Raw genomic sequence first — 16,990 nt, 5'->3', positions numbered from 1 at the left:
AAATCATGATGCTTTCATCGTTTCTCTTACTTTGTGCGTGCCAAAAAACCACGCCTCAACTAGAACAGACCACCTTGCCCGACTTAGGCAGCAAAGCTAAATGTAATTCTTATTCGGGGCTTCCTTCGGGTTGGCCTAAAAACAAAGAAGCCGGCATGGTCAAGCTTCCGCAAGGAAAAATTGTTTTAGGCACCACACAAGGTTATGAAGATGAACGCCCATTAAACTTACAGGCAACTTCCGTTCCCGCTTTTTTAATTGATGCAACTGAAGTCACCAATGCCCAATTTCAAGAGTTTGTTAAACAAACGGGTTATGTCACCGATGCAGAGAAGCAAGGCGGCGCAGCTATGTTTGTACAACCTGAGCATCCAGTTGAAGAATTACAGTGGTGGAAATTTGAAAAAGGGGCCAATTGGAAACACCCATGGGGCCCAAACAACCCTAAACAACCAGCACCTCACGAGCCTGTTCGCATGGTGACATGGAATGATGCTTATGCTTATGCAAACTGGCTCGGTCATGACTTACCGTCTGAGCTTGAGTGGGAGTATGCAGCCAAAGGTTTTCAGCAAAACTCCGACATTGGCCCCACCCATGAAGGCCATATTGTAGCCAACTTCTGGCAAGGTGAATTTCCATACAAAAATGTTCAGGAAGATGGTTTTAAGGATGTGGCCCCTGTTGGTTGTTTTAGCAAAAACCCATTTGGCTTATACGACTTGATTGGCAATGTATGGGAATGGACGCAAACACCCTATACAGGTCCAAGAGATCATCATATGGGAGATCCATCGAAATATCGGCAAAGTCACGAACAGATTTTGCAATACACGATTAAAGGTGGATCTTATTTATGCGCTACCAACTATTGCGCGCGTTATCGTGCTGCCGCGAGGCATCCACAAGAACTCGACCTTGCCACCAGCCATGTCGGATTTAGAACAGTAAAACGCTTTTAAACGGATTTAAAAATGAAGCATATTTTTATTTATGGGATTTTCTTCTCAGGGACGACCCTTGCCTGCTGTTTAGCTCATAGTGCAGTCGATGTTAATTTTCAAAATACACTCACGCTAAAAACATTCAACTTCGACAGACAATATGAAAATGGGACCAGCCCCGATACTCATAGCTTGAGCCAAGGTCTGATCTATCGTGGCGACTGGTCAACCAAACTTAATGAGGTTCAGCTACACCTCAATCCAAGCATTCAATATGCTTATCGCCTAAGTAACGACCAACACACCAATGATATGGTCATACCCTTTGACCCTAACACTAAGAAACAAGCGCAAGACTATGTTAAATATGGCTTAGGTGCTGGAGTTGAATATCAAAACTTTCGCATGAATATAGGTGAAATTATTCCCGACTCACCACTTACCCCACAAGTCGACACACATCAATTACGAGTGAACTACAAAGGCTTGGAATTAAAATATAAGACACCGCAACAAAATTTCGAGCTGGGTTTGATTAACCGTTATTCACCCAAAAATGAGGAGGACTATCACAAACTCGCCATATCAAAACATGAATCTGACGGACTCTATTTCTTTCAATGGGACGGCAAAACACCGCGGTACCACTGGAAATTTTACAATGGTTACTTAACCGACCTCATCAATCAAAGTTACTTTGCTTTTGATTATCAATGGACAAAGCAGCACACCACAAAATTACGTGTGTTTCGCCATGACGATGTCGGCAAATCAAAGCTTGGTGAATATGATAATACGTCTATAGGCGCTATGCATTTCACCAAACATGGCAACTTTACAACCGGAATTGGCTATCAAGAAAACTTTGGCAAAGATGGTATTCCAAAACTCGATAATATGCCCATTCCTCACATGGTGAACTGGACCTTAGGCGCGTTTACCAAAGCAGATGAAAAGTCTTATCATTTCGTTGCTTCCTATGACTTTAAAAACTATATCAAGGGTTTAAAAGTGACCTATAAATATATTTATGGCGACTCTTTTCAGACCATGAATCAAAACGATTTTGAGCAAGAAAGTGATGTGTTGATTCAGTACGATCTAAATGCTTGGATTAAAAATCTTAAATTTCTTTTCTTAAATATTAACTACGACACCAAACATGGCAAAAGTCTGGATGAACAGCGCATGATGCTTCATTACACTTTTAATTTCTAAATTTTCACGGCCCATAATGGCTATAGTTACAGCCATTATGGATCCAAATTAAAACAAATAAAAAAAATTTCCCAAAAACTCCAAAGAAACGTATAAGTCCTTAACAATAGTTAAAAATATACAAATTAACCAACTTTAAAGAACAATATTTTTGAATAAATATACTGCTTATCAATTGACCAATATTTTTATTTATTATAAATTGGATCCAATAAGTGATAAGGAGTCGTCACAAATGTTTATTAAAAATGCTTGGTATGTAGCTTGCCGTCCAGAAGAAATCCAAGATAAACCATTAGGTCGCACCATCTGTGGTGAAAAAATCGTTTTTTATCGTGGTAAAGAAAACCAAGTTGCAGCCGTTGAAGATTTTTGTCCGCATCGTGGTGCCCCACTCTCACTTGGCTATGTCGAAGATGGCAATCTTGTCTGTGGTTATCATGGCTTAGTCATGGGTTGTGACGGAAAGACCATTTCAATGCCAGCCCAACGTGTAAATGGTTTCCCTTGCAACAAAGCATATGCAGTTGTTGAAAAGTTCGGCTTTATTTGGGTATGGCCAGGTGAAAAGGCTTTAGCAGATGAAGCAAAACTCCCAACTTTAGAATGGGCAGATCATCCGGAATGGAGCTATGGCGGAGGCTTGTTTCACATTCAGTGCGACTATCGCCTAATGATCGACAATCTAATGGATTTAACCCATGAGACCTATGTTCACTCAAGCAGTATTGGGCAAAAAGAAATTGATGAAGCCCTGCCAGTGACTAAAGTTGACGGTGACCATGTCATTACCGAACGCTATATGGAAAATGTGATCGCACCTCCATTTTGGCAAATGGCCCTTCGCGGCAATCATTTAGCAGATGATGTACCTGTCGACCGTTGGCAACGTTGCCACTTCTTTGCGCCAAGTAATGTCCACATTGAAGTAGGTGTAGCGCATGCTGGACATGGTGGTTATCACGCACCGAAAGACAAAAAAGTGTCCTCAATTGTGGTCGATTTTATTACACCGGAAACTGAAACATCACATTGGTATTTCTGGGGAATGGCGCGTAACTTCCAGCCAGATAATGCTGAACTCACCGATCAAATTCGTGAAGGCCAAGGCAAAATCTTTACTGAAGATTTAGAAATGCTGGAGCAACAGCAGCAAAACATTTTAAACAATCCACATCGCAAGTTACTGATGCTCAATATCGACGCAGGTGGTGTCCAGTCCCGTAAGGTCATTGACCGACTCCTTGCCGAAGAAAATAAAACACCTCCTGAAACGTCCACACAGAAGTTTCCAAACATTCGGATTATTTAAAGGAGCATGAACATGGACGTTATCATTCAAAAAATTCACCAGCTCACCCCGACCATTCGTGCATTTGAATTGGTTGCAGCAAATGGTACAGAGCTGCCGAGTTTTGAAGCAGGTGCACACATTGATGTGCATCTGAAAAATGGCCTCACCCGTCAGTATTCACTTTCAAACTGCTGCACTGAAAAACATCGCTATGTCATTGGTGTTTTACATGATGCCAATTCACGCGGTGGTTCACGTTGCATTCACACTGAATATCGTGAAGGCGATCATTTAAAAATTGGTGAGCCGCGTAATTTATTTGAAATTCACCCTCACACAAAGCAAGCGGTTTTATTTGCAGGCGGTATTGGTATTACCCCTATTTTGTCGATGGCGTATCGGCTTAAGTCGGCCAATATTCCTTTTAAATTACACTACTTTGTTCGTAGTCATGAAATGATTGCCTTTTATGGCAACTTAACCGAGCACTTTGGTGAACAAGTCCATTTTCATATTCAAGATCAGCCAGATACCGAATGTAATATGGCAGAGGTTTTGGGCCGAGCTTCACCACATAGACACTTATATGTATGTGGACCTACAGGATTTATGCAGTTTGTCATGAACGCGGCCGAACAAGCAGGTTGGCATAGCGAACAGTTACATCAAGAGCATTTTGTCGCGCAAAAAGTAGATACGTCTAATGATGAAGCTTTTACAATTGAAGTGAAAGGTACAAGCCGCCGAATTGAAGTATTGCCAGAGCAGACTGCTACTGAAGCATTAATTGCGAATGGTTTTGATATTCCTGTTTCATGTGAACAAGGCATTTGCGGCACATGTATTACCCGTGTTGTAGAAGGTATACCTGATCATCGCGATTTATTTATGACCGATGAGGAACATGCACTAAATGACCAATTTACGCCTTGTTGTTCTCGTGCAAAAACTAAACATCTTGTAATTGAGCTTTAATTCTGGAGTTCCTTTATTCAAAAATAAAGGAACTTTTCACTTTAAGCGCTGAGAACATTTCTTAGCGTTTCACCTAAAATCACCACACTACTGTGTTCGCGCATTAAGGTTTCAGCACGCCCTGCCTGACGATTTACCAATGCATCGAAAATCGAACAATGCTGTAAATGCGCATAGTGCAAACGGCGATATTCCGATAAAGCTTGGTTCTGGTCATAGGTAATGGCTTGGGCAGAAGCCATTGGCAATTGGTTGTTTTTTGCTAAGGCTTGGATGAGCGCAACGTTTTGCGCCCCCTCAATAATGGTGTCATGAAAGATGACATTAAAATGATGATAACGTTCTAGCTCAGCATCACCAAACTCGTCTTTTTCATTAAAGAGTTTTTCAGTTTCCTGAATGCAATGTTGCAACGTCTTTTTCTGATCTTCGCTTAAGCCTTGCTCTGCCAAAGTTTTCGCAGCCAACCCTTCAAGCACACCGCGTACTTCAAGTGCGTCATGCACCAGTTTTCCGGAAATTTCACGAACCGTATAACCACGAGTTGGGTTTTTAATGAGGAGACCTTCTTGTTCGAGCAACCGAAAGGCTATACGAACAGGCTGGCGTGAAACGCCAAGTAACTCGGCAGTAGGAATCTCGGCAATTCTGGCACCGCCTTCAAGTTCCCCTGAAATAATCATTTTTCTTAGTTTTAGTAAAACTTGTTGTCCTGAAGACATTCGTTGCCACACATCATCAAAAACGTCACTTCGATGCTAGCAAGTTCATTTGCAAAATGAAATCAATTTTCTGTGTGAATCAGTACTTAGCAATTTAACTCAACCTAAACAAACACACTTATTTAAAATTTTTAAGGTTATTCACCATAATATCGAGATTATTACGAATTAAATAAGCCAAGTTAATATCAATGCCTTCAAGCATTTTTTCTTCGACTTTTAAAACCACTTCATTGCATTTGTTTAATTTTTCAATCCCGCTTTCGGTCAGGGTAATTAAAATACGGCGGCCATGTGTCGGGTCCGGTTTTTTCTCAATCCAGCCATTGACCAGTAAATCTTGCAAGATTTTATTGGCAGATTGAGGCTTTATGAAAGAACGCTCAGCAAGCTTGGCATTGGATAAATTACTTTTTGAAGCTAAAACAGAAAGTGCGGTAAATTGCGGTAAGGTAATTTCAAGCTCTTTTAAATGTTCTGTTAAATGTTTACTAATAATTCGGTCAACACGAGCAATCATGTAACTTAACTTAGGCTCATCTTCTACTTTTTTTTGAACTAAATTCGAACGTACCATAACCTTTCAATCATCATAAGAAAATCTGTAGTGAAAGTATGAGGTTCTAACCCCATACTTTCGTTAAAACTTAGCGAGCACCTGAGCTTTGTACTAAATGTACAGGCTGTTTAGGTTTTTTGACAAGAAGTAATGCAGAGATCGCTGCAATTAAAATCACTGGAATACTTGAACCAATCACGATGGTCGAGCTTTGCCCAAGCGAGAGTAAAAAACCAGCCATTAAAGGTCCAGCAAACGAACCAATACGCCCGATTGCAACCGCAGCGCCAACTCCGGTTCCACGCATTTCGGTTGGATAATACATGGCAGCCAAACCATACAACGCCGATTGCCCACCCACAATGAATAAGCCACAACCCACTGCCGAAAGTGCAAGTAAAGCAACGGTTGGAGAAATTGCTAAACAGCATAGTGAGAATAAAATGCCGAGATAAATTAGCTTAATCACAAAGCTCATGCGTAATTTATCAAGCAATACGCCCATCAGAACCGAACCTAAAATTCCGCCAACGTTATAGCCCATCTGTACATAGTTCGCCTGTAGTTTTGATAATCCCTGCGCACCCATGAGTAACGGCAACCAGTTCAACAAGAAATACAACACCACCAGCGTGCAGAAAAAGCTTATCCAAAGCTGAATGGTCGACATACGACGCTCTTTGGCAAATAAAACCTCAAAGAATGGCGTGGTTTGCTGTGCTTGAACTTTGCGTTGCAGGTAGTCATTTGACTCAGGTAAAAAGCGCATAATCAGTGGGATTAGTAAAATAGGCGCAATCCCCCCGATATAGAAAATATGACGCCACTCTGCATCGCCTGCCAACGACATAGCAACGACGGAAGTGAGTAAGCCACCAAAAGGAATGCCACTATACATCACACTAACCGCAGTACCTTTGTGCTGGTCAGGTACAGCTTCAGAGGCAAGCGTAATCATCATGGGTAGCGCCCCACCCATTCCCAAACCCGTACAAAAACGAATAAGCAGTAACAGACTAAAATTGGCCGCATAGGCGGTTAGCAAAGACATAATTCCAAAAAGTAAGATACTAAAAATCAGAATTTTCTTACGCCCGACAATATCGGCAAACCGACCACCTAATATTGCGCCTGGGAGTGTTCCCAAAATTGCAGCACTAAATGCCCACGCCATCTGGGCATTATCTAACATAAACTCAGCCCGCATTCGTGGAGCGGCTACCCCCATTGATTGAAGATCAAAGCCTTCAAAAATCGCTATGGCAAAGCACAGTAGCAACGTGATTTTTGCCCTTGAAGGCTGTCCTGATATTTTTTCCATTGTGTTGTCCTTTATTGACTAGTCGTTCCATTTAGCCCTTTGTGTATTATTTTTAAACACACCAAAAATATCAGTTAAACTTATTAAAAAATCAACATATTTTTATTTAAAATTAATTTTTAAAATAATTAATTTTTAAAATACAACAAATTATAAAATATTTATGAAATTTTCCAAAAAAGACTTGAATGTAAGTTTAACTGATATTAGATTAAATCCCAGCACAGCAAGAAATCATTCAAGGAGTATGAAGATGAGTTATGAAAACCGCTGGGAAACAGTAGATGTTAAAGTTGAAGATGGAATTGCATGGGTCACTTTAAACCGCCCTGAAAAGAAAAATGCCATGAGCCCAACCCTCAATCGTGAAATGATTGATGTGCTTGAAACCCTTGAGCTTGATCAAAATGCTAAAGTTTTGGTTCTGACCGGTGCAGGCGACTCTTGGACAGCGGGTATGGATTTGAAGGAATATTTCCGTGAAGTCGACACTCAACCTGAGATTTTCCAAGAGCGTATTCGTCGTGACTCATGTCGCTGGCAGTGGCAACTTCTTCGTATGTATTCAAAACCAACCATTGCTATGGTCAACGGCTGGTGCTTCGGAGGCGGTTTCTCACCTTTAGTGGCGTGTGACCTAGCAATTGCAGCAGATGAAGCAACTTTCGGTTTATCTGAAATTAACTGGGGCATCCCACCGGGCAACCTTGTAAGCAAAGCAATGGCAGATACGGTAGGTCATCGTGCATCTTTGTATTACATCATGACGGGTAAAACTTTTAGCGGTAAAGAAGCCGAAACCATGGGTCTTGTGAACAAAAGCGTACCGCTTGCCCAATTAAAAGCAGAAGTAACTGAACTTGCAAATTGCTTACTCGAGAAAAACCCAGTAGTTCTTCGTACTGCTAAAAATGGCTTTAAGCGTTGCCGTGAACTGACATGGGACCAAAACGAAGATTACTTATATGCCAAACTCGATCAATGTATCCACCGCGATACTGAAAATGGTCGCCAAGAAGGTTTGAAACAATTCTTAGATGAAAAATCAATTAAACCGGGTTTACAGAGCTATAAACGTACTGGTTAACTTTTGATTCTTTAATGGCAATGTAAGGACGCAACCCATGCAAAATGTACAGTTACTTATTCACGGTCAATCTGTTGATGCATCAAATCAGGCAACTTTTGAGCGTATTAGTCCAATTGATGGAACGGTAGCAACTAAAGCTGCTGCTGCAACATTGGAAGATGTTGATCGTGCAATCGATTCGGCACAGCAAGCTTTTAAAGTATGGTCGAAACTCTCGCCTACCGAACGTCGCTTACGTTTATTAAAAGCAGCCGATTTAATGGACCAAAAAACCGAGCAATTCATTGAAACTGGAATGCAAGAAACAGGTTCAACTGCAACATGGTATGGGTTTAACGTTCATCTTGCTGCCAACATGTTACGTGAAGCCGCAGCCATGACCACACAAATTGACGGAAGTCTGATTCCGTCAGATGTGCCGGGCAATCTTGCGATGGGTGTGCGAGTTCCTTGTGGTGTGATTGTAGGAATTGCACCTTGGAATGCCCCTGTCATTTTGGCAACACGTGCGCTTGCTATGCCTTTGGCTTGTGGTAACACGGTGGTATTAAAAGCATCTGAAGCTTGTCCAGCAACACATCGTTTAATTGGTGAAGTGTTACATGAAGCAGGTCTAGGTGAAGGTGTGGTCAATGTGATTACGCATGCCGCTGAAGATGCACCACAAATTGTGGAGCGCTTAGTGTCTCATCCAGCCGTGAAACGCATTAATTTTACCGGTTCAACCAAAGTCGGCAAAATTATTGCCGAGACTGCTGCTAAATACTTAAAACCTGTTTTACTTGAATTGGGTGGTAAGGCCCCTGTCGTGGTTTTAAATGAAGCTGACATTAATGAAGCCGTAAATGCAGTCGCTTTTGGAGCGTTCTTTAATCAGGGGCAAATTTGTATGTCGACCGAACGTGTTTTGGTTCAAGACAATATTGCCGACCAATTTATTGAAAAACTGATTGAAAAAACTCGCTCTATTCGGGCAGGTAATCCAACTTCAAAAGACAATGTACTCGGTGTTTTAGAAAGTTGCCGCGCTGCAAACCGTATTCAGCATTTGCTGGAAGATGCTCAAAACAAAGGGGCTGACTTACCTTTAGGCATCCATATTGAAGATACCACCATGCAACCGACGCTGGTGCTCAATATTAAACCTGACATGCTGCTTTACCGCGAAGAATCATTTGGACCTGTATGCACAGTTCAACGTTTTTCAAGCATTGAAGAAGGCATAGTACTGGCAAATGACAGCGAGTTTGGTCTGTCTTCGGCAGTGTTTAGCCAGAATATTTCACAAGCATTAGAAGTCGCTAAACAGATTGATTCGGGTATTTGTCATATTAACGGCGCAACCGTACATGACGAAGCTCAAATGCCATTTGGCGGAACAAAATCGAGTGGATACGGACGATTTGGTAGTAAAGCATCTATTGCCGAGTTTACCGATTTACGCTGGGTTACCATTCAAACCCAATCACGTCATTACCCGATTTAGTCAGGCTAATACGAAGACAAACAGATTAAATAAAAATTGCATGATGCAAAAAAATAAAGCGCAGTGATGCGCTTTCCATGGAGTGAAAGAAATGCAAATGAATGCCACTCAATCACAAGACCGCGAACGGTTCGTAAAATTAGGGCAACACGATATTCATTATCACTATAAAGATCAAACGCTCTATATCAGCCCAAAAGAGCAATTAAAACCGTATCCACAAAAACTGACAGATCGGTTAATTCATTTTGCACAAACCAAACCCGACCATATTTTTGCAGCAAAACGCAATGCTCAAGGCGAATGGGTCAAACTGAGTTATGCAGAAGTTCTACAACGCGCATGGCACATTGCTCAGGCTTTGCATGACCGTAATTTAAGCCAAGAACGACCACTCATCATTTTAAGTGGTAATGATCTCGAACATTTAACACTCTCTATGGGTGCCATGCTGGCGGGTGTGCCTTTCTCGGCTATTTCCCCTGCCTACTCTCTGATTTCTCAAGACTTCGGCAAACTCAAACATGTGTTTGAAGTGCTGACACCTGGTATGGTTTATGCCAGCGATGGACAAGCTTTTGCCAAAGCCATTCAGGCATGCATTACATCCGATATTGAAGTGGTGACCAATAAAGGAATAGTGGGCGATCAGATCTGCACGTCTTTTCAATCGCTGTTAGATACACCAGTTTCAAATGTTCAAGAGTTTTATCAAACCCTTGATGAAAACCAGATTGCCAAATTTCTGTTTACATCAGGTTCAACTAAATTACCTAAGGCTGTACCGACCACACATTTAATGTTGTGTGTTAATCAGCAAATGTTATTGCAGACTTTCCCTGAGTTTGAAGAAACGCCGCCTGTCCTACTCGACTGGTTGTCTTGGCACCACACATTTGGCGGCAGTCACAATGTCGGCATCGCACTCTATAACGGCGGTACCATTTACATTGATGATGGCAAACCCGTTGCAGGAAAATTTGACGAAACCATTCGTAATCTCAAAGAAATTTCTCCAACCGTTTATTTAAATGTGCCAAAAGGTTGGGAAGAACTCACCGAAGCGTTAGAAAAAGATGAAGAATTAAGAGAGCGCTTTTTTGCCAAAGTTAAAATTTTATTCTTTGCCGGTGCTGCACTTTCAGAAGCGGGCTGGAACAGACTCGATAAAATTGCTCAGCAACATTGCGGAGAAAAAATCCGCATTATGAGCGGATTGGGCATGACCGAAACTGCTCCCTCTTGTGCTTTTACAACTGGCCCACGCGTAATGGCTGGCTTTATTGGTTACCCTGCTCCGGGATGCGAAATTAAGCTAGTTCCATGTGGTGACAAACTTGAGTTTTGCGTTCGTGGCAAACACGTCATGAAAGGCTATTGGCGCTTAAAGTCGGACCAACAAAGTACTATTTTTGATGATGAAGGCTTTTTCCATACAGGCGATGCCGTTCGTTTAGTCGATGTCAATGATCCAACCAAAGGCCTAATGTACGACGGACGAATTGCCGAAGACTTTAAACTCAATACAGGCACTTTTGTGAATGTCGGCACACTACGCAACAAAGTGCTTATTCAAGGTAATTTACTCATCCAAGATGTTTGTATTACTGGTTCAAACCTGAATGCTATTGGTTTTCTGATTTTTCCAAAATTAGACGCTTGTGCTCAATATGCAGGTCTTAAGCTGGGCGAACATTCTGCAGCAGAGATACTGCAACACCCTAAAGTCCAACAATGGTTCCGCCAATTTTTAACGACCTTTAATAAAGATGCGACTGGCAGCTCAAATACAGTCTCAATGCTTTATTTAATGACCGAGCCACCTCAGTTAGATGCCGGCGAAGTGACCGATAAAGGCAACCTTAATCAAAGCAGTATTACGAAACGTCGTGCCGCTTTAATTGATGAGCTTTATCAAAAGCAGACTGATAACCCACTGATTATTCGGGTGCCCACCTTAAAACAATAAGCAATTGAAATAAAAAAGGAAGCTCAAATTTCGGTTTGGGCCTTAGCCTCACTTTTGCCAAAAAAAGGTTCAATATGCCACACGATACAGAATTTGAACTATTTCGGGACAGCTATCGCAGGTTCTTAAAAGAACAGGTTGCTCCATACTACGAACAATGGGAACACGATGGCCTTATCCCACGTGATCTATGGCTTCGTCTTGGGGAAAATGGTTTTTTGTGTGTTGATGTGCCTGAGGAATATGGCGGCTATGGCGCTCCTGTTCATTACTCCCTCATGCTGGTTCAAGAAACTGCTCAAGCGGGCTTTGCGTCTTTAGCTGTTGCCATTGGTGGGCAAAATGAGTTGGTCTCTCCTTATCTACAAAATATCGGATCCGAAGAGCAAAAACGTTATTGGTTACCCAAAATGGTGACAGGTGAAGTCGTCACTGCAATTGCCATGACAGAGGCCAATGCGGGTTCAGACTTACAGGCTATACGCACTCAAGCCATTTTAGAAAATGGCCAATATCGTGTGAATGGTTCAAAAACGTTTATCTCAAATGGCTTGCATGCCGACCTGATCGTTCTGGTAGCAAAAACTGATCCTCAAGCCAAAGCAAAAGGTATTTCGATTTTTTTAGTTGATGCAGCTTTAGACGGTGTTAAAAAAGGCCGCTCTTTACAAAAAATCGGACTCCATGCCCAAGATACAGCCGAACTATTTTTTGATGATGTTTGTGTGCCTGTAACTCAGCGTTTGGGGGAAGAAGGACAAGGCTTTGCTTATTTAATGCAAGAGTTACCTCGCGAACGTTTGAGTATTTCCATGATGGCTTTGGGGTCAATTTTAGGCGCTATCGAACTGACCAAAGACTATGTATTAGAGCGTAAAGCTTTCGGGCAACCTTTAAGCCACATGCAAAACACACGCTTCGTGCTCGCAAACGCGCAAATCAAAGCCAAAGCCACCCAAGCTTTTGTAGACCAATGTGCGGCGCTTTATCAACAACACCAGTTAAGCGTGACTCAAGTTGCCGCACTGAAATGCTTTATTACCGATGTCCAATGTGAAGTGATTGACCAATTACTTCAGCTTTTTGGTGGCTACGGTTACATGCAGGAATACCCGATTTCACGCTTTTTTGTGGATGCGCGGGTACAAAAAATTTATGGGGGAACCAATGAGATTATGAAAGAAATCGTCGCCCGAGAACTGCTCGGAAAATAATTCGATTTAAAAACCAAACAAGGCAGACACAACAACTATGCCTTGTTGAAAACAAAAAATGTTATTTCAGGAAGAAATGCTATGTCGAAATTATGGATGTACTCTACCCTTATGCTCTCAGGTTCAGTGTGGGCTGGCAGTTTTATTGATAACAGTTCAGTAGAACTCACCACGCGAAATTTCTATTTTGACCGCGACTACCAAGAGCAATCTGCTTACCCTGCTGCCAAGGACTGGACACAAGGTTTTATTCTTAAAGCCAATTCAGGTTATACCGAAGGGACTGTCGGTTTTGGGCTGGATGTGCTTGCAACGGCAGGCTTTAAACTCGATGCTGATGCCGAGCATGGCGGTACAGGAAACTTACCTAGAGACACGCGCACCAATGAGCCTGCTGACTCTTATGGCGAAATTGGGGTCACAGCAAAAGCGAAAATGAGCCAGACCGAGCTACGCATCGGTACGCTAATGCCGATGAACCCAGTTTTAGTGGCTTCACCTGCTCGTTTGCTTCCTCAAACCTATCGAGGCATTTCACTGACCAGTAAAGATATTAAAGATTTTGATTTACAGGCAGCCTACCTCGATAAAGTGAATCATCGGGATTCGACCAACTATGAAAAAATTAAAATTTCAGGCGTAAATGGACGCTTTAAAAGTGCTGAAACTGATGGGCTTTATTACTTAGGTGGAAACTATCAGTTTAATCCTGCATTGAAGCTCACAGCTTTTTACATGGATGTTGACGATCTTTATAACCAAACCATGGTCGGCGCTTTACACCAACATAAAATTAATGACACCACCAACTTTAGTTCACAATTACGCTACTACCGCAGCCGAGATGACGGACAAGCAAAAGCAGGCTTAGTCGATAATGACCTCTATCATGCGCATTTCGAACTTAAACATCAAAACCATAAATTTATTTTTGGGACTTTCCAACATCATGGCGACACCGCGTTCCCGTATTTAACGGGAGGTGAAACTGGACTTCTTATTGATACATGGCCGGGCGAGTTTTTAAACCCAAAAGAAAAAGCCTATAGCTTCCGTTATGAATATGACTTTAAAGATTATGTTCCGGGTTTACGTTTTATGACCCGTTACACCACAGGTCACAATATTTATGCACCCAATTTAGGCGGAACCAATCTAAAAGAACGCGAAACAGACTTTGATTTAGGCTACACCATTCAAAGTGGCTGGTTAAAAAATCTAGGGTTACGCGCGCGCTACGCCATTTATGACAACAACATGCTCTCTACAGCGAATATCAAACCTGTAAACGAAACCCGTATCAACATCGACTACACATGGAAATTTAAATAATTAAAACCAGAGGTTCTGTCACACATAGAACCTCTTTTTATTTCGGGAAATTCATCATGAAGAAAGTTTTAACGCTACTCTGCGGAATTTGTCTCATTGGCCTAACTCATGCCGAAACGCAATATAGCCCACCACCTATTCAGCTTGAACCTTTAGCAAAATTTAGTGTTGATCTAAATGCGCCTGTTTGGGAGTTAGGCACCACCAGTGATGCAGGTAAACGCCGAGTTATTCCTATTACAGGCGGGACATTTGAAGGTAAATCCCTTAAGGGCCGCATTTTAAATAATGGCGCAGATTGGCAAATTGTCGACAGTAAAGGACTGGCCATTATTGATACGCGATATTTGTTAGAAACCGATGATGGTGCGCTTATTTACCTTCAAACCAAAGGTTACCGCCATGGCTCGGCAGAGACGCTAAAACAGCTTGCCCAAGGCAAAGATGTCGACCCGAAAAATTACTATTTCAAAATTACCATGCAGTTTGAAACCAGCTCACCCAAATATTCATGGCTTAACCAGACCGTTGCAGTAGGTAGTGCAATACGTTTGGGTAAAGCTGTTATTTATGATGCCTATACCCTGAAATAATAATTTTTATAACACCTACAAAAAGGATGGACCCTTCATTATGGATCAAAAAACTTTAGAACACTTACCGCCCATCCATCACCATTTGGGTGGACATAATATCCATTGGAATGACCAAAACACTGAACTCACCATCCACTACACAGCCCTAGAAAGCTTTACCAATCCACGCGGCACCGTTGAAGGCGGCATGATCTGCGCCATGCTTGACGATGTGATGGGACTTTTTGCATATCTCGCCAATGACCATAAACCCGCTACTACCATTAACTTAACGATGGATTTTTTAAAGCCCTGTGCTGTGGGCGAAGTCATTACAAAATGCCGATTCATTAAACAAGGCAAAACCGTACTGAATCTCGAAAGTGAAGCTTGGCAAAACAACAAAATGATTGCACGAAGCACAGCTAATTTTCTGGTTTTAGATTAATTACAAACATTCATTCAATAAGGATATGAATAAATGAATTACACCAACAATAAACGAATTTTGATGCACTCCGCTTTAGTGCTTGCCATGCTTGGTTCTTTGGCAGGCTGTGGAAGTGATAATGATGACACAACGGTTCCCTCAACAACCAAACCACCGCAGTTGTCTCCTGCTGTTGGCGTAAAAATGACAGGAAGCTGTTCAGACTTACTCGGATTTCAGTACAACAATACCGTTATTAGCTCAGCTACCCTTCAAGAAGCAGGCACATTGACGGTCGCCAATAAACCGATTGGTGCACATTGTTTGGTCAAGGGTTATATGGATCAACGGGTAAGCCCTGTCGATGGACAAACTTATCAAATTGGTTTTGAAATGCGTTTACCTGTTGATTGGAACGGCCGTTTCCTCTATCAAGGTAATGGCGGAACCGATGGCAACATAGTGCCTGCAACGGGTCAGGTCGGCAGCGGCGGTCCACTCACCAATGCCCTACATGATGGTTTTGCGGTCATTTCTTCCGACGCAGGACATAATGCTTCACAAAATCCAATGTTTGGTTTAGACCCTCAAGCCAGAATTGACTACGGTTATGGTGCAATTACCAAACTCACGCCTATGGCAAAAAACCTAATTAAAGCCGCATATGGTAAATTGCCAGACCGCTCCTATGCAGGCGGTACATCTAACGGTGGGCGTCATGCCATGATTGCTGCAACTCGTTTGGGCGACCAATATGATGGAATTTTAGCAAGTACACCAGGTTTTCACTTACCTCGTGCAGCTGCGGCTCAACTCTATACAGCACAGCAGCTCCGTCGTGTCGCAACAGATGAAAATGACCTAAGTACCGCACTTACTCTTTCAGAGCGTAAAGTATTAGCAAAAGCGATTTTAGATCGATGCGATGCTTTAGACGGTGTTGCAGATGGACTGGTTCAAGATGTCGAATCTTGTCGTACAGCTTTTGATATTCATAAGCATGTACCCGTTTGCTCAAGCACAAGAGATGGTACTTGTTTAAGCACCGAACAAATTGAAGTATTAGCCAACATTTACCGAGGTCCTGTAAATTCGGCTGGACAAGCGCTCTATGCAACCCAGCCTTTCGACCCCGGTTTAGTCGGTAGTAACTGGGCAAGCTGGAAATTCGAATCTTCGGTGGGAACAGCACGTGACCCCGTTGCAGTCGGCATTCTTTTTCAGGTTCCACCAGACCCAACTGTGACTCAAAACTCTAGACAATTTGCCTTTAATTTTAACTTCGATACCGACTATCCAAAACTCTCGGCAACCAATGATGTATATACCGAAAGTTCCATGTCATTCATGATGCCACCCGATGAACTCAATCTAGATAAACTCCGTAATCACGGTGGAAAAATGATTGTAGTACAAGGCACAGCAGATGGCGTTTTCTCTGTAGATGACACCCAAAATTGGTACGATCAACTGCTACAACACTATAAAAATGATGCGAAAGGTACAGCGCCTGAATTTGCGCGTTTCTTTAGAGTTCCGGGTATGAACCATACCCGTGATGGCATTGCGACCGACCAATTTGACGCATTGACTGCTTTAGTTAATTGGGTGGAATATGGGCAAGCACCTGACAAAATCATTGCGACTGCACGCGGCGCAGGTAATCCGAATGGACAAGTGAATACTGAACTTCCTCAAGACTGGGCGCCTGACCGTACTCGTCCACTTTGCCCTTACCCACTGATTGCTCGTTACAATGGTCAAGGCGATAGCGAAAAAGCTGAAAACTTTAGCTGTAAATAGCACCCAAAAAATTAAAAGAGAGCTTAAATAAGCTCTCTTTTTTATCTTAATCTTAGCT

General features: G+C 42.2%; 15 protein-coding genes. 12 read left to right on the top strand and 3 right to left on the bottom strand.

Features of this window, described 5'->3' with window-relative positions; translation table 11 throughout:
• Positions 1-8 precede the first annotated feature (8 nt).
• The 4 genes from G9371_RS16850 to G9371_RS16835 all read left to right on the top strand — a co-directional run bounded on the left by G9371_RS16850 (position 9) and on the right by G9371_RS16835 (position 4,431).
• Positions 9-962 carry a formylglycine-generating enzyme family protein gene (locus G9371_RS16850; protein ID WP_086221527.1) on the top strand — a complete coding sequence of 318 codons (954 nt, stop codon included), beginning with the start codon at positions 9-11 and terminating at the stop codon, positions 960-962.
• A gap of 12 nt (positions 963-974) precedes the next feature.
• The gene (locus tag G9371_RS16845; RefSeq protein ID WP_029424290.1) at positions 975-2,162 is read left to right on the top strand and encodes an OprD family outer membrane porin; all 1,188 of its coding nucleotides are present in this window, start codon (positions 975-977) and stop codon (positions 2,160-2,162) included.
• A gap of 235 nt (positions 2,163-2,397) precedes the next feature.
• Positions 2,398-3,474, top strand: coding sequence for an aromatic ring-hydroxylating oxygenase subunit alpha (locus G9371_RS16840; protein ID WP_029424291.1), 1,077 nt, complete (start codon positions 2,398-2,400; stop codon positions 3,472-3,474).
• 12 nt (positions 3,475-3,486) lie between these two features.
• On the top strand, positions 3,487-4,431 hold the full coding sequence (locus G9371_RS16835; protein ID WP_000382541.1) for a PDR/VanB family oxidoreductase: 945 nt from the start codon (positions 3,487-3,489) through the stop codon (positions 4,429-4,431).
• Between the two features lie 41 nt (positions 4,432-4,472).
• On the opposite strand, the gene G9371_RS16830 is transcribed toward G9371_RS16835, so the two are convergent.
• The 3 genes from G9371_RS16830 to mhpT all read right to left on the bottom strand — a co-directional run bounded on the left by G9371_RS16830 (position 4,473) and on the right by mhpT (position 7,033).
• Positions 4,473-5,165, bottom strand: a complete 693-nt coding sequence (locus tag G9371_RS16830; RefSeq protein ID WP_081405555.1) for a GntR family transcriptional regulator — start codon at positions 5,163-5,165, stop codon at positions 4,473-4,475.
• Between the two features lie 106 nt (positions 5,166-5,271).
• A complete protein-coding gene (locus G9371_RS16825; protein WP_000252463.1) occupies positions 5,272-5,730 on the bottom strand; it encodes a MarR family winged helix-turn-helix transcriptional regulator in 459 nt (152 codons plus the stop codon).
• Positions 5,731-5,800: 70 nt separating this feature from the next.
• Entirely contained in the window at positions 5,801-7,033 is a 1,233-nt protein-coding gene (gene mhpT, locus G9371_RS16820) for a 3-(3-hydroxy-phenyl)propionate transporter MhpT (protein ID WP_000411717.1), read from the bottom strand.
• 247 nt (positions 7,034-7,280) lie between these two features.
• On the opposite strand from mhpT, the gene G9371_RS16815 reads away from it, so the two are divergent.
• The 8 genes from G9371_RS16815 (at position 7,281) to G9371_RS16780 (ending at position 16,932) form a co-directional block, all read left to right on the top strand.
• Complete coding sequence (locus G9371_RS16815) at positions 7,281-8,120, top strand: p-hydroxycinnamoyl CoA hydratase/lyase (RefSeq protein ID WP_002040868.1); 840 nt, start codon at positions 7,281-7,283, stop codon at positions 8,118-8,120.
• 37 nt (positions 8,121-8,157) lie between these two features.
• Entirely contained in the window at positions 8,158-9,609 is a 1,452-nt protein-coding gene (locus G9371_RS16810; protein ID WP_001181809.1) for an aldehyde dehydrogenase, read from the top strand.
• Between the two features lie 82 nt (positions 9,610-9,691).
• Positions 9,692-11,578 (top strand): feruloyl-CoA synthase, encoded by a 1,887-nt coding sequence (locus tag G9371_RS16805; protein WP_171068539.1) that lies wholly within the window; start codon positions 9,692-9,694, stop codon positions 11,576-11,578.
• Positions 11,579-11,652: 74 nt separating this feature from the next.
• Positions 11,653-12,792 (top strand): acyl-CoA dehydrogenase family protein, encoded by a 1,140-nt coding sequence (locus tag G9371_RS16800; RefSeq protein ID WP_001119793.1) that lies wholly within the window; start codon positions 11,653-11,655, stop codon positions 12,790-12,792.
• Between the two features lie 81 nt (positions 12,793-12,873).
• Positions 12,874-14,124 carry an OprD family porin gene (locus G9371_RS16795; protein WP_029424293.1) on the top strand — a complete coding sequence of 417 codons (1,251 nt, stop codon included), beginning with the start codon at positions 12,874-12,876 and terminating at the stop codon, positions 14,122-14,124.
• 56 nt (positions 14,125-14,180) lie between these two features.
• Positions 14,181-14,717, top strand: coding sequence for a DUF3237 domain-containing protein (locus G9371_RS16790; RefSeq protein WP_029424294.1), 537 nt, complete (start codon positions 14,181-14,183; stop codon positions 14,715-14,717).
• Positions 14,718-14,757: 40 nt separating this feature from the next.
• Positions 14,758-15,147: a PaaI family thioesterase gene (locus tag G9371_RS16785; protein WP_024437413.1), complete on the top strand. Its 390-nt coding sequence runs from the start codon at positions 14,758-14,760 to the stop codon at positions 15,145-15,147.
• Between the two features lie 33 nt (positions 15,148-15,180).
• On the top strand, positions 15,181-16,932 hold the full coding sequence (locus G9371_RS16780; protein WP_029424295.1) for a tannase/feruloyl esterase family alpha/beta hydrolase: 1,752 nt from the start codon (positions 15,181-15,183) through the stop codon (positions 16,930-16,932).
• The last annotated feature ends 58 nt before the right edge of the window (positions 16,933-16,990 follow it).

This window comes from Acinetobacter sp. EKM10A (assembly GCF_011075215.1).
Classification (GTDB): Bacteria; Pseudomonadota; Gammaproteobacteria; order Pseudomonadales; family Moraxellaceae; genus Acinetobacter; species Acinetobacter baumannii.
This window is presented reverse-complemented; position numbering and strand designations above follow the sequence as displayed.

Bases quoted from the DNA above. Each gene is read 5' to 3' on its own strand.
- G9371_RS16850 (WP_086221527.1), top strand. From the start codon at position 9: ATGCTTTCATCGTTTCTCTTACTTTGTGCGTGCCAAAAAACCACGCCT.
- G9371_RS16845 (WP_029424290.1), top strand. From the start codon at position 975: ATGAAGCATATTTTTATTTATGGGATTTTCTTCTCAGGGACGACCCTT.
- G9371_RS16840 (WP_029424291.1), top strand. From the start codon at position 2,398: ATGTTTATTAAAAATGCTTGGTATGTAGCTTGCCGTCCAGAAGAAATC.
- G9371_RS16835 (WP_000382541.1), top strand. From the start codon at position 3,487: ATGGACGTTATCATTCAAAAAATTCACCAGCTCACCCCGACCATTCGT.
- G9371_RS16825 (WP_000252463.1), bottom strand. From the start codon at position 5,730: ATGGTACGTTCGAATTTAGTTCAAAAAAAAGTAGAAGATGAGCCTAAG.
- mhpT (WP_000411717.1), bottom strand. From the start codon at position 7,033: ATGGAAAAAATATCAGGACAGCCTTCAAGGGCAAAAATCACGTTGCTA.
- G9371_RS16815 (WP_002040868.1), top strand. From the start codon at position 7,281: ATGAAGATGAGTTATGAAAACCGCTGGGAAACAGTAGATGTTAAAGTT.
- G9371_RS16810 (WP_001181809.1), top strand. From the start codon at position 8,158: ATGCAAAATGTACAGTTACTTATTCACGGTCAATCTGTTGATGCATCA.
- G9371_RS16800 (WP_001119793.1), top strand. From the start codon at position 11,653: ATGCCACACGATACAGAATTTGAACTATTTCGGGACAGCTATCGCAGG.
- G9371_RS16795 (WP_029424293.1), top strand. From the start codon at position 12,874: ATGTCGAAATTATGGATGTACTCTACCCTTATGCTCTCAGGTTCAGTG.
- G9371_RS16790 (WP_029424294.1), top strand. From the start codon at position 14,181: ATGAAGAAAGTTTTAACGCTACTCTGCGGAATTTGTCTCATTGGCCTA.
- G9371_RS16785 (WP_024437413.1), top strand. From the start codon at position 14,758: ATGGATCAAAAAACTTTAGAACACTTACCGCCCATCCATCACCATTTG.
- G9371_RS16780 (WP_029424295.1), top strand. From the start codon at position 15,181: ATGAATTACACCAACAATAAACGAATTTTGATGCACTCCGCTTTAGTG.